The organism is Cryobacterium sp. TMS1-20-1, assembly GCF_004402355.1.
Classification (GTDB): Bacteria; Actinomycetota; Actinomycetes; order Actinomycetales; family Microbacteriaceae; genus Cryobacterium; species Cryobacterium levicorallinum.
Map to the genome: position 1 here is coordinate 40,653 of NZ_SOGF01000057.1, position 11,707 is coordinate 52,359.

The 11,707-nt window shown below is 60.3% G+C and carries 12 protein-coding genes and 2 pseudogenes; 2 read left to right on the plus strand and 12 right to left on the minus strand.

The features are described 5' to 3' along the window. Nucleotides 1–21: 21 nt before the first annotated feature. Nucleotides 22–573, plus strand: coding sequence for a YdeI family protein (locus E3O45_RS14640; protein WP_134444074.1), 552 nt, complete (start codon nucleotides 22–24; stop codon nucleotides 571–573). Nucleotides 574–608: 35 nt separating this feature from the next. On the opposite strand, the gene E3O45_RS14645 is transcribed toward E3O45_RS14640, so the two are convergent. Continuing rightward, nucleotides 609–1,151: a bifunctional nuclease family protein gene (locus E3O45_RS14645; RefSeq protein ID WP_241985381.1), complete on the minus strand. Its 543-nt coding sequence runs from the start codon at nucleotides 1,149–1,151 to the stop codon at nucleotides 609–611. 117 nt (nucleotides 1,152–1,268) lie between these two features. Beyond that, nucleotides 1,269–1,450: pseudogene (locus E3O45_RS14650) on the minus strand (ribonucleotide-diphosphate reductase subunit beta); the annotation flags it as partial. Between the two features lie 83 nt (nucleotides 1,451–1,533). Here E3O45_RS14650 and E3O45_RS14655 point away from each other — a divergent pair. Beyond that, complete coding sequence (locus E3O45_RS14655; RefSeq protein ID WP_134444076.1) at nucleotides 1,534–1,836, plus strand: hypothetical protein; 303 nt, start codon at nucleotides 1,534–1,536, stop codon at nucleotides 1,834–1,836. A 168-nt stretch (nucleotides 1,837–2,004) separates the two neighbouring features. Here the strand turns inward: E3O45_RS14655 and nrdF are convergent, their stop codons facing one another. The 10 genes and pseudogenes from nrdF to E3O45_RS17595 form a co-directional block, all read right to left on the minus strand. Continuing rightward, nucleotides 2,005–2,979, minus strand: a complete 975-nt coding sequence (nrdF, locus tag E3O45_RS14660) for a class 1b ribonucleoside-diphosphate reductase subunit beta (RefSeq protein WP_104132179.1) — start codon at nucleotides 2,977–2,979, stop codon at nucleotides 2,005–2,007. Nucleotides 2,980–3,153: 174 nt separating this feature from the next. Next, nucleotides 3,154–5,259 (minus strand): class 1b ribonucleoside-diphosphate reductase subunit alpha, encoded by a 2,106-nt coding sequence (nrdE, locus tag E3O45_RS14665; RefSeq protein WP_134444248.1) that lies wholly within the window; start codon nucleotides 5,257–5,259, stop codon nucleotides 3,154–3,156. A gap of 26 nt (nucleotides 5,260–5,285) precedes the next feature. Further along, nucleotides 5,286–5,690, minus strand: coding sequence for a class Ib ribonucleoside-diphosphate reductase assembly flavoprotein NrdI (nrdI, locus tag E3O45_RS14670; protein WP_092448337.1), 405 nt, complete (start codon nucleotides 5,688–5,690; stop codon nucleotides 5,286–5,288). Nucleotides 5,691–5,743: 53 nt separating this feature from the next. After that, nucleotides 5,744–5,977 (minus strand): glutaredoxin-like protein NrdH, encoded by a 234-nt coding sequence (gene nrdH, locus E3O45_RS14675; RefSeq protein ID WP_092448338.1) that lies wholly within the window; start codon nucleotides 5,975–5,977, stop codon nucleotides 5,744–5,746. 452 nt (nucleotides 5,978–6,429) lie between these two features. Further along, nucleotides 6,430–7,659, minus strand: a complete 1,230-nt coding sequence (gene mmsB / locus E3O45_RS14680; RefSeq protein WP_134444077.1) for a multiple monosaccharide ABC transporter permease — start codon at nucleotides 7,657–7,659, stop codon at nucleotides 6,430–6,432. Nucleotides 7,660–7,689: 30 nt separating this feature from the next. After that, entirely contained in the window at nucleotides 7,690–9,219 is a 1,530-nt protein-coding gene (gene mmsA, locus E3O45_RS14685) for a multiple monosaccharide ABC transporter ATP-binding protein (protein WP_134444079.1), read from the minus strand. A gap of 143 nt (nucleotides 9,220–9,362) precedes the next feature. After that, nucleotides 9,363–10,433 carry a multiple monosaccharide ABC transporter substrate-binding protein gene (chvE, locus tag E3O45_RS14690; RefSeq protein ID WP_370449877.1) on the minus strand — a complete coding sequence of 357 codons (1,071 nt, stop codon included), beginning with the start codon at nucleotides 10,431–10,433 and terminating at the stop codon, nucleotides 9,363–9,365. Nucleotides 10,434–10,546: 113 nt separating this feature from the next. Then, nucleotides 10,547–10,774, minus strand: a pseudogene (locus tag E3O45_RS14695) (L-arabinose isomerase); the annotation flags it as partial. Further along, complete coding sequence (locus E3O45_RS14700) at nucleotides 10,723–11,433, minus strand: L-ribulose-5-phosphate 4-epimerase (protein ID WP_134444084.1); 711 nt, start codon at nucleotides 11,431–11,433, stop codon at nucleotides 10,723–10,725. The pseudogene E3O45_RS14695 and the gene E3O45_RS14700, both read right to left, overlap by 52 nt. Next, nucleotides 11,430–11,591 (minus strand): hypothetical protein, encoded by a 162-nt coding sequence (locus E3O45_RS17595; RefSeq protein WP_166789509.1) that lies wholly within the window; start codon nucleotides 11,589–11,591, stop codon nucleotides 11,430–11,432. Before E3O45_RS17595 ends, E3O45_RS14700 begins: the two co-directional genes overlap by 4 nt. Between the last annotated feature and the right edge of the window lie 116 nt (nucleotides 11,592–11,707).

Below are 11,707 nucleotides of genomic sequence, written 5' to 3' on the forward strand. Positions count from 1 at the left end.
ACCGCCGCGACGGAACTTTGGATGGGCCTCTACAAAAAGCACGTGCCTGACCGCGGGCTCACCTGGGAGCAGGCCGTTCCCGAAGCCCTGTGCTTCGGCTGGATCGATTCGGTGGCCCAGCGCATCGATGAGGATTCGCGGCGCCAGCGATGGACACCGCGCAAGCCCGCAAGCACCTGGTCGGGTGTCAACATCGCTTTGATCGAGAAGCTCACCGCAGAGGGACGGATGCATAAGGCCGGCATCGCCGCGTTCGAGCGTCGGCATGAAGACAGATCGGGGGTGTATTCCCACGAGAATCCCGACCGGGAGCTGCCTCCCGAGGCGGCGGCGCGGCTGGCGGCGAACCCCGCTGCATCCGCTTTCTGGGAGGCGGCCACAGCGACGTACCGCCGCGAGGTCACCCACTGGGCGCTCACCGCAAAGCAGGAGACCACCCGCGAGCGGCGGCTCGCTCAGCTGATCGACGACAGCGCAGCGGGACGGCTGGTTCCCTTCCAGCGCTATGGCGACGTGCCGAAGTGGGCCGAACGCGCTGCAGACGCGGCGCGAGCTGCCGCATCCGGCCAGTAGAACAAGGCATCATGGGCGGGAGACCGCGGCTGGCATCAGCTTTGAAAGTCCTCCGGGTCGACGTGCTCCAGAAAATCCTTGAATTCGTCGAGCGATTGCTCCCCGTCTGTCGTCTCCTCCACGTCGCGGCCAGGTTCAACCATCGCGGCCGGAATGCCCTCGGCCTCCAACACGTCGTCGGCGACGAAGACCGGCGCTCCGGCGCGCAGCGCGAGTGCGACGGAATCCGAGGGCCTGGCATCGAGCACGAGTGAGCCGGCCGCCATGCCGAGAGTGATTTCGGCGTAGAAAGTGCCTTGGTCGATGCGGGTGACGTCCACTCGCTCGACGTGGGCACCAACGCTGTCGAGCAGCGTATTCATTAGATCGTGCGAAAGCGGCCGCGGCGGCGTCTCACCGCTCAGGGCAATCAGCGTGGAATTCGCCTCCTGCTCCCCCACCACAATCGGCAGCACGTTCCCAACGGTCTGCGCCTCTCCGACCGGTTTCAGAAGGATGATGTGCTGGCCATCGCTGTCGATCGCAACCCCGAGAACGCGTACCTGAACCATGGTGGCTCCCGTCGAATCATCGGGCATGACACCGCCATCATATTTCGGTCGCCGGTCACGCGCCCAGACGCGTCGGGATGAGAGTTTCCGGCACGGGAACGATAGGGCGGGTGCGGAAGCATCCGCCCCGTCGATGATTGAGATCTAAAAGTCCCAGTCGTCGTCTTCGGTGACCACGGCCTTGCCGATCACATACGACGAACCCGAGCCCGAGAAGAAGTCGTGGTTCTCGTCGCCGTTCGGTGAGAGCGCCGAGAGAATCGCCGGGTCACGTCGCAGACGTCCTTCGGGAAGATCGCCTCGTAGCCGGGGTTCATCCGCGCTTTGTACCACCACCGTCCGAACACCGCACGGTGCGTGTGATTACTCGAACGACACGCCGCGAAAATTCGACTTGCGCGAATGGAACATGAGCGCTGTAATTGTAGAACGTTGCTTTTACAAGAGCTGGTTCCAAGACCCGTCTATACAAGCATGGCCCGAAATTCTGAAGAATTCCGGGCCTAGCCACGCCAATGGCTATCTGCTCAAATTGTTAGACAAGCGTTCTGAAGGCGCACATTCCCTTGCGGTTGATACACGGCGGGAATGTCCTGCCTCTCTGGAAGTGATAGACTTCTCCGTACTGGTCGGCGTAGTTCCCTTGCAAGGGAACGCGCTGACCAGTTTTCCAAGAGCCATCGGGGCCCAGCGGTTTGTGCGTCATTTTTGACTACTTTCTTGCGGCTGTGTAAATGGCTTCACAGGCCAGCCGCACGCACCTGCAAAGTTATTTGGGTGTACTCATATCCTGCCTTCTGGTCTGTGCTCGGAATTGTAAAATCGCTGTCGGTGCCGCGGGAGGTTGAACTTGCCGCCGCCCGCGGCACCTGAAATGGAGCTAGAAGTCCCAGTCGTCGTCTTCGGTCACGACGGCCTTGCCGATCACATACGAGGAGCCCGACCCGCTGAAGAAGTCGTGGTTCTCGTCGCCGTTCGGTGAGAGCGCGGAGAGAATCGCCGGGTTCACGTCGCAGACGTCCTTCGGGAAGATCGCCTCGTAGCCGAGGTTCATCAGCGCCTTATTGGCGTTGTAGTGCAGAAACTTCTTGACGTCTTCGGTCAGGCCGACCTCGTCATAGAGGTCCTGCGTGTACTGCACCTCGTTCTCGTACAGCTCGAACACGAGATTGAAGGTGTAATCCTTGATCTCGTCGCGACGCGCCTGCGTCTCTTTTTCGAGCCCCTTCTGAAACTTGTACCCGATGTAGTAGCCGTGCACGGCTTCGTCACGAATGATCAAACGGATGAGGTCGGCCGTGTTGGTCAGGCGGGCACGGCTGGAGAAATACATCGGCAGGTAGAAGCCCGAGTAGAACAGGAACGACTCGAGCAGCACCGAGGCGACCTTGCGCTTGAGCGGGTCGTCACCCTGGTAGTAATCCATGACGATCGAGGCCTTGCGCTGCAGGTTCTCGTTCTCGGTCGACCAGCGAAAAGCTTCGTCGATCTCCTTGGTCGAGGCCAGCGTCGAGAAGATCGAGGAGTAGCTCTTGGCGTGCACCGACTCCATGAAGGCGATGTTCGTGTAGACGGCCTCTTCGTGCGGGGTGATCGCATCGGGGATGAGCGAGACAGCGCCCACTGTGCCCTGGATCGTGTCCAGCAGGGTCAGCCCCGCAAAGACGCGCATTGTGAGCTGCTGCTCCACCGGCGTCAGCTGGTTCCACGACTGGATGTCGTTGCTGAGCGGAACCTTCTCCGGCAGCCAGAAGTTATTGGTCAGGCGGTTCCAGACGTCGACGTCTTTATCGTCTTCGATCTTGTTCCAGTTGATCGCGTCAACGTGCGACACCAGCTTGAGCTTGTCAATCATGGGAGGTCCTCTTCGGATACTGCTTATTGGGTATTGCTTGGGTCGTTACTCGTCGGCGCCGGTGTGCGAAACCCAGCCAACCGCTGGTCGAGCTTGCCGAGACCGCCACGGTATTTCGATGGCGGTCGGGGCAAGCTCGACCAGCGGATTTAATCCATCATTCGATGCGCAAGATTAAAGCGCGCACGAGACGCAACCCTCAATTTCCGTGCCTTCGAGGGCCATCTGGCGCAGACGGATGTAGTAGATCGTCTTGATGCCCTTTTTCCACGCGTAGATCTGCGCGCGGTTGATGTCACGAGTCGTCGCGGTGTCCTTGAAGAACAGCGTCAGCGAGAGGCCCTGGTCAACGTGCTGGGTCGCCGCGGCGTACACATCGATGACCTTCTCGTAGCCGATCTCATAGGCGTCCTGGTAGAACTCCAGGTTGTCGTTCGTCATGAACGGCGCCGGGTAGTAGACGCGGCCCAGCTTGCCTTCCTTGCGAATCTCGATCTTGGCCGCGATCGGGTGAATCGACGCGGTCGAGTTGTTGATGTACGAGATCGACCCGGTCGGCGGCACGGCCTGCAGGTTCTGGTTGTAAATACCGTGCGCGACAACGGATGCCTTCAGCTCGGCCCAGTCCGCCTGCGTCGGAATCGACACTCCGGCCTGGGTGAACAGCTCGGCGCCGCGGTCAGTCGTCGGCTCCCACACCTGGTCGGTGTACTTGTCGAAGAACGCACCGGAGGCATAGGTGCTGTTTTCGAAGCCCTCGAAGGTGCGACCGCGCTCGATGGCGAGGGCGTTCGAGGCGCGCAGCGCGTGGAACAACACCGTGTAGAAGTAGATGTTGGTGAAGTCGATGCTCTCTTCACTGCCGTAGTAGATGCGCTCACGGGCGAGGTAGCCGTGCAGGTTCATCTGGCCGAGGCCGATGGCGTGCGAACGGTCGTTGCCGTCTTCGATGGAGCGAACCGAGCTGATGTGGCTCTGCTCGGACACCGCGTTCAGGCCACGAATGGCGGCGTTGACGGTGCGCCCGAGGTTGCCGGAGTCCATCGCCAGGGCGATGTTCATCGACCCGAGGTTGCAGGAGATGTCCTTGCCGATCTCGTTGTACGAGAGGTCCTCGTTGTACGTGGTCGGGGTGTTCACCTGCAGAATCTCGGAGCAGAGGTTCGACATGTTGATGCGACCGTCGATCGGGTTGGCCTTGTTCACCGTGTCTTCAAACATAATGTACGGGTAGCCGGACTCGAACTGAATCTCGGCGAGGGTCTGGAAGAACTCGCGCGCCTTCATCTTCGACTTCTTGATGCGGGGGTTGTCGACCATCTCGTGGTACTTCTCGGTCACCGAGATATCGGCGAAGGGCACGCCGTAGACCTTTTCCACGTCGTAGGGCGAGAAGAGGTACATCCACTCGTCATTCTTGGCGAGCTCAAAGGTGATGTCGGGAATGACGACACCGAGCGAGAGCGTCTTGATGCGAATCTTCTCGTCGGCGTTCTCCCGCTTGGTGTCGAGAAAACGCATGATGTCGGGGTGGTGCGCCTGCAGGTAGACGGCTCCGGCTCCCTGCCGGGCACCGAGCTGGTTGGCGTAGCTGAAGGAGTCTTCGAGCAGCTTCATCACGGGGATGATGCCGCTGGACTGGTTCTCGATCTGCTTGATCGGGGCGCCGGCCTCACGAATATTGCTGAGCAGGAGTGCCACGCCGCCGCCGCGCTTGGACAGCTGCAGCGAGGAGTTGATGCCGCGGCTGATCGACTCCATGTTGTCTTCGATTCGCAGCAGGAAGCAGGAGACGAGCTCGCCGCGCTGGGCCTTGCCCGAGTTCAAAAAGGTCGGCGTCGCGGGCTGAAAACGGCCGGCGATGATTTCTTCGACCAGTTCGACGGCAAGCTTCTCATCACCGGATGCGAGACCGAGCGCCGTCATGACGACGCGGTCTTCGAAACGCTCGAGATAACGCTTGCCGTCGAAAGTCTTCAGCGTGTACGAGGTGTAGTACTTGAATGCGCCGAGGAAGCTCTGGAAGCGGAACTTCTTGGAGTAGGCGAGGTCGTTCAGGCTCGTGATGAACTCGAACGAGTACTGGTCGAGCACGGCCTGCTCGTAATATTCCTTCTCGACCAGGTAGTCGAGGCGCTCGCGCAGCGAGTGGAAGAACACCGTGTTCTGGTTGACGTGCTGCAGAAAGAACTCCCGCGCGGCTTCCTGGTCTTTGTCGAACTGGATCTCCCCGTTCGGCCCGTACAGGTTGAGCATGGCGTTGAGCGAGTGGTAATCCATGCTCGGCGCATCCACTGGTGTGACTTTCACGGCTGTTGTTTCCAAAATTCTTCCAATCCGTCGTGAACGATGCGTACATCATCCGGTGTTCCAAATACTTCAAAGCGATACAGGTGCGGCACCTTGCACTTGGCGGCGATGATGTCGCCGGCCAGGCAATAGGCCGTGCCGAAATTCATGTTGCCGGCGCCGATGACGCCGCGAATCAAGGACCGGTTGGTCTCGTTGTTCAAAAACTTGATGACCTGCTTGGGGACAGCCCCGCCGTCACGGCCCCCACCATAGGTGGGCACGCACAGCACGAACGGAGCCTGGACGACGAGCGGCTCGTCGCGGGCGTGGAGCGGAATGCGTGCGGCCGACCGGCCCAGTTTTTCGACAAACCGATGGGTGTTGCCCGAGGTGCTGGAAAAGTACACCATGTCAGTCATCCGTGCGAGTCAATCCTGAGTTTGTGGGTGTTGGCGCGAGGGTGCGATCTGAACTACGCGAGGCGAGCGGCGAGCGCGTTGATCTTGTCCGGGCGAAAGCCGCTCCAGTGCTCTTCGTCGGTAATGACGACGGGCGCCTGCAGATAACCAAGGGCCTTGACCGCGTCGAGAGCGTTCTCGTCGACCGAGAGATCGCGCACCTCGTACTCGATGCCCTTGTTGTCGAGGGCACGGTAGGTGGCCGTGCACTGCACGCAGGAGGGCTTCGTGTAAACGGTGATTGCCATGATTATGGCCTCTCTTCTTGGCTGATTCAGTCTAATTCTGCTCGCGATACTTCGCAAGTATGTTCTATAAAAAACTTCGACCTCGAGCCGGAATTCGTCGGAAATCGCAGTGTAAAGTGAGCAAGTTTTCGCCTGGCAATACTGCCTGGCTAGAGTCTCAATACTACATCTAGTGATCAAAGAAGAACAGAGCCACTACATACGGTAATTACATTTATGTAGTTATCCACCGACATTCCACAAGCCGCACACCGCCGACCGGCCCCAGACCGCCCGAATTCCGCGGAACCCCGGACAGTTATCCACAGGGCCTTGCCCTGACTATATTTTGCCTGTGGAATGTCCGACGGCGTGTCGCGGCCGGTCCCCACAGCGCGCGCGCACGGCACACAGAAAGGCCGGAACGCTCACGCGTTCCGGCCTTCGGGTGGGTAGTGCTAACGCAAGAACGGTCAGTGACCGCCCGACCGGCGCTTGTTGTACACGTCAAAAGCCACAGCGAGAAGCAGCACGAGGCCTTTGACTGCCTGCTGCCACTCGATGCCAATGCCGAGAATCGACATACCGTTGTTGAGCACACCAATGATCAGACCGCCAATGATGGCGCCGCCGACCGTACCGATGCCACCCTGCACGGCCGCACCACCGATGAACGCTGCCGAAATGGCCTCGAGTTCGAAGCCATCACCGGCCTTCGGGCCGGCGAGATTAAGCCGGGCGGTGAAGATGAGGCCCGCCAGGGCGGCGAGAATACCCATGTTCACGAACAGGTAGAAGTCGACCTTGCGGTTCTTGATGCCGGAGAGTTCGGCTGCGTGGCGGTTGCCGCCGATCGCGTAGATGTGGCGGCCGAACACCGTCCGGTTCATCACAACACCATAGATGAGCACGAGCACGGCGAGCACGATCAGGGTGACCGGGATGCCCTTATAGCTCGCGAGCGCGTAGGCGAAGAAGCCAACTGCCGCGGTGATCAGGATGAGCTTGGTCACGAACCACACCAGGGGCTCGACCTCTTGGCCGTACTTGGACCGTCCCAGGCGAGTGCGCACCTGCTGCACGATCAGAGCAATCACGGCGATCAGTCCGACTCCGAGGGTGAGCGGGTCAAGGTCGAACTCGCCGAACACGTCGGTGAGAAAGCCGTTGCCGAGCGCACGGTACTCGGCCGGGAATGAGCCGATGTTCGTATTTCCGAGCACAACGAGCGCCAGGCCGCGAAAGATGAGCATGCCCGCAAGGGTCACGATGAACGCCGGGATTCCCACATAGGCAATCCAGAAGCCCTGCCACACGCCAACGAGAGCGCCGATGCCGAGCGACATAATGATGGCCAGCCACCACGGCAGGCCCCACTGCACGGCGAAGACACCGGAACATGCGCCGACGAAAGCGGCCACCGATCCCACCGACAGGTCGATGTGGCCCGCAACGATCACCATCACCATTCCAATGGCGAGAACGAGAATGTAGCCGTTCTGCACGATCAAGTTGGAGATATTTTGCGGGCGTAAAAGGATGCCGTCGGTCAGGACCGTAAACAGCACCACCACCAGAACGAGGGCAATGAAAATACCGTTCTTGCCCAGGTCGGCCAAAACGTGACTCAGCCAAGACGTGGCTTTGTTCTCACTCGGGTTGACCAGGCCTCCCGTGGCCGGCGTGGTCTCTTGATCACTCATTGGGGTTCTCCTTTTCCGCTAGCGCCGGCGCTAGCGGGCCTTTTCCATGGTCATGTGCTTAATGAGGGTCTCCGGCGTGGCGGTCTCAATCGGGAATTCCCCGGTGATGGCACCCTCAGCCAGGGTATAAATGCGATCGCAAATGCCGAGCAGTTCCGGCAGCTCCGAAGAGATGACAATAACGCCCTTACCGGCCGCGGCAAGTTTGTTGATGATTGTGTAAATTTCGTATTTGGCCCCCACGTCGATCCCGCGGGTGGGCTCGTCAAGAATCAAAACGTCGGGGTTGGAATAGATCCACTTCGACAGCACCACCTTCTGCTGGTTGCCACCAGAAAGTTTGCCGGTCTTGACGAGCACGTTCGGAGCCTTGATATTCATACTCGTGCGGTATTCGTTGGCGACCTGATACTCCTCGTTGTCATTCACGAGGCCCTTGCGTACCAGCCGATGCAGCGCCGCCATAGAGACGTTGCGCTTAATGTCTTCGATCAGGTTCAGGCCGTAGGTCTTGCGGTCCTCAGTGGCGTAGGCGATGCCGTTGTCGATGGCTTCGGTCACGGTGCGGGTCTTGATCTCGGTGCCGTGCTTGAAGACCTTGCCGGTGATGCGGCTCCCGTAGGAACGCCCAAACAGGCTCATTGCGAATTCCGTGCGGCCAGCCCCCATGAGGCCGGCGATTCCCACAATCTCACCGGCACGTACGCTGAGGTTGACGTGGTCAACCATCATGCGCGTCACGTCTTGCGGGTGAAAAGCGGTCCAGTCCTCAACCCGAAGGATCTCTTCCCCAATGTCGGGAGTGTGATCCGGGTAGCGGTGCTCGAGGTCACGACCGACCATGTCTTTGATGATGCGTTCTTCGGTGACGTCGAGCTTGGCGATGGTTTCAATGGCCCGGCCGTCACGGATGATCGTGACCGCGTCGGAGACTTTCTTGATCTCGTTGAGCTTGTGGCTGATGATGATCGACGTGATGCCCTGACCCTTGAGGTGCAGGATGAGATCGAGCAAATGGTCGGAGTCGTCATCGTTGAGGGCCGCCGTTGGCTCATCCAGGATCAGCAATTTCACTCGTTTCGAGAGCGCCTTAGCAATCTCGACGAGCTGCTGCTTGCCGACGCCGATGTCCATGATCCGCGTCGTTGGATTTTCGCGCAGCCCCACCCGGGCAAGAAGCTTGGCAGCCTCAGAGTTGGTCTTGTTCCAGTCAATGAGACCGAAGGCGCCGCGCTGTTCGTTGTTCAGAAAGATGTTCTCGGCAATAGAGAGGTACGGACTGAGCGCGAGCTCCTGGTGAATAATCACGATTCCCTTGGCCTCGGAATCGCTGATGCTCTTGAACTCAACGATTTCGTCTTCGAAGACGATGTCGCCGGTGTAGGTGCCGTGCGGGTAGACGCCGCTGAGCACCTTCATCAGGGTTGACTTTCCGGCACCGTTCTCGCCGCAGATGGCGTGGACCTCCCCGCGACTGACGTCGAGTGTCACGTCAGAGAGCGCCTTTACTCCGGGAAACGTCTTGGTGATGCCGCGCATCTCAAGGATGTTCGTAGTCACGTGAGCACCTTCTTTATTCCTCTATTGCATGGTCAGAGCCCGGGCGATTTCGGCGACCGGTAAAAATGTGGGGGGCACAACGGCCGGTGGGGTAAAACTACCCCACCGACCGTTGGGCACGGGCTAAACAGGGGCAGCGAAACCTAGCCGTTGATTTCTGCTTCTGTCCAGTAGCCCGAATCAATCAGCACGGACGGGATGTTGTCCTTGACCACGATCGTCGAGTCGAGCAGGAACGACGGAACGATCTTCACACCGTTGTCGTAGTCCTCCGAGTTGTTGGTCTCGGGGGTCTCGCCATTCAGCAGGGCGACGGCCATGTTCACGGCGACGGATGCGAGCTCGCGCGTGTCCTTGAAGATGGTGCCGTACTGCTCACCCGAGTTGATCGCCTTGACCGAGTCGATCTCGGCGTCCTGGCCGGAGATGATGGGCCAGCCGTCGCCGACGGAGTAGCCAGAGCCCTCGAGGGCAGAGATGATGCCACGAGAGATGCCGTCGTATGGCGACAGGATGGCGTTGACCACGGTGCCGTCCGAGTACTGCGCGGTGAGGAGGTCCTCCATGCGAGCCTGTGCTTCTTCTCCGGCCCAGCGGAGGGTAGCGACCTGCTCGATGTCGGTCTGGTTGCTCTTGACCACGAGGACGCCGTCGTCGATCAGCGGCTGGAAGGCATCCATTGCACCGTTGAAGAAGAAGAATGCGTTGTTGTCATCGAGCGAACCGGCGAAGAGCTCAAGGTTGAACGGACCGGCCGGCGCGCCCTCGATGGGCGTTCCGTCGAGTTCGGCAAGTCCGAGTCCGTTCAGGACCGACCAGGCCTGCTGCTGTCCGACCTTGAAGTTGTCGAAGGAGGCGTAGTAGTCGACGTTTTCGGTATCGCGGATGAGTCGGTCATATGCGATGACGGGAATGTCTGCGTCAGCAGCGTCCTGCAACACGCTCGTGAGCGTCGTGCCGTCGATCGAGGCCACGATCAGGGCTTCGGCACCCTTGGTGATCATGTTCTCAATCTGCGAGACCTGCATGGGGATATCGTCCTCTGCGTACTGGAGGTCGACGGTGAAGCCCTGTTCCTCGAGCTGGCTCTTGACGGCGTTACCGTCGGCGATCCAACGCTCGGAGCTCTTGGTCGGCATGGCAACGCCGATCAGTCCCTTGTCGCCACCTCCGTCGGTGCCGGTGGATGTGGCGCCGGATGAGCAGGCTGCCATCGATACCGCGAGGGCACCCGCGGCCACGACTGCGAAGAATACGTTCTTTTTCACTGTGTTACCTTTCATTCTGTTTATCGTCATTGATGTGAAATTGCAGGATTGTGGAGCAGTTACAGGCCTTGTGCCAGACGGTAGTAGGCCTGATTCCAACGCACTTCGCGGGTGAAATCGCGCAGGGTGGTGGTTTTATCGATCACGAGAAGCTCGGTGCGAGCGATCTCGGCGAAATCGTGGAGCACCTCGGTGCCGCCGGCAGACGACGTTGCGGTGGTGCGGTCAGCTGCCATCACTGCAACGCCCCCTGCGGTGCTTGTCCGTAGACATTCTGGTAGCGGGCGAACAGGGAATCGATAGATTCCTGTGGGATCGGGACGAGTTCACCGCCCACGCGGGCAAGCTGAACCGTGCGGGCAACGTCCTCCACCATGACCGCGGCCTTCACAGCATCGCGAGCGTCCTTGCCGATCGTGAAGGGCCCGTGGTTCGCCATCAAGACGGCACGAGAACGGTGGCCGGTGAGAGTCTCCACGATGCCGCGGCCGATCGAATCGTCGCCGATAATGGCGAAAGGTCCGACCGGGATCGGGCCGCCGAATTCGTCGGCCATGGCCGTGATAACGCACGGGATGGCTTCATTGCGGGCGGCCCAGGCCGTGGCGTAGGTGGAGTGCGTGTGCACGACACCGCCGACATCGGGCATGTTCCGGTAGACGAAGGCGTGTGCTGCGGTGTCACTCGACGGCGAGCGGTCCGCGCCCGGCGTGCCGGGGATGACATTTCCGTCGAGGTCACAGAGAATCATATTCTCCGGCGCCAGGTCGGCGTAGTCGACCCCGCTGGGCTTGATGACGAACAGGTCGGCGCCCGGCACCCGGCCGGAGACATTGCCGGCGGTCCAGACCACGAGCCCGTTGCGAAACAGCTCCGCGTGCAGGCGGGTGATTTCAGCGCGAACGCGGGCGACCGCGACCTCGATCTGGGGGCCGTAGGTGCTCATGCGAACACCAGCGTGGCGCGGTCCGTGGCCGCGGCCGGACGGCCGCCGGCAGCGCGCACCATAACGGCCCGGCTCGGATTGGCCACGCTCAACGCGCGCGGCCCGCCGTCGACCGAGGTCAGGGACTCGGCGCAGGAGATCGCATCGGTTGTACTCACGGAATCGACTCCTATGTCAGGTCTGAGCGCGGACGATACCGCGAGTGGTTCGGGTGTGGTGACAGGGCAATCGCTTGACTCGATCTGCATGTTCCGACCGAATGTGATCGGTCACA

Excerpts from the sequence above, each read along its gene's own strand:
- E3O45_RS14640 (WP_134444074.1), top strand. The coding sequence starts at position 22 with ATGGGCCTCTACAAAAAGCACGTGCCTGACCGCGGGCTCACCTGGGAG.
- E3O45_RS14645 (WP_241985381.1), bottom strand. The coding sequence starts at position 1,151 with ATGCCCGATGATTCGACGGGAGCCACCATGGTTCAGGTACGCGTTCTC.
- E3O45_RS14655 (WP_134444076.1), top strand. The coding sequence starts at position 1,534 with ATGAGCGCTGTAATTGTAGAACGTTGCTTTTACAAGAGCTGGTTCCAA.
- nrdF (WP_104132179.1), bottom strand. The coding sequence starts at position 2,979 with ATGATTGACAAGCTCAAGCTGGTGTCGCACGTTGACGCGATCAACTGG.
- nrdE (WP_134444248.1), bottom strand. The coding sequence starts at position 5,259 with ATGGATTACCACTCGCTCAACGCCATGCTCAACCTGTACGGGCCGAAC.
- nrdI (WP_092448337.1), bottom strand. The coding sequence starts at position 5,690 with ATGACTGACATGGTGTACTTTTCCAGCACCTCGGGCAACACCCATCGG.
- nrdH (WP_092448338.1), bottom strand. The coding sequence starts at position 5,977 with ATGGCAATCACCGTTTACACGAAGCCCTCCTGCGTGCAGTGCACGGCC.
- mmsB (WP_134444077.1), bottom strand. The coding sequence starts at position 7,659 with ATGAGTGATCAAGAGACCACGCCGGCCACGGGAGGCCTGGTCAACCCG.
- chvE (WP_370449877.1), bottom strand. The coding sequence starts at position 10,433 with ATGGCAGCCTGCTCATCCGGCGCCACATCCACCGGCACCGACGGAGGT.
- E3O45_RS14700 (WP_134444084.1), bottom strand. The coding sequence starts at position 11,433 with ATGAGCACCTACGGCCCCCAGATCGAGGTCGCGGTCGCCCGCGTTCGC.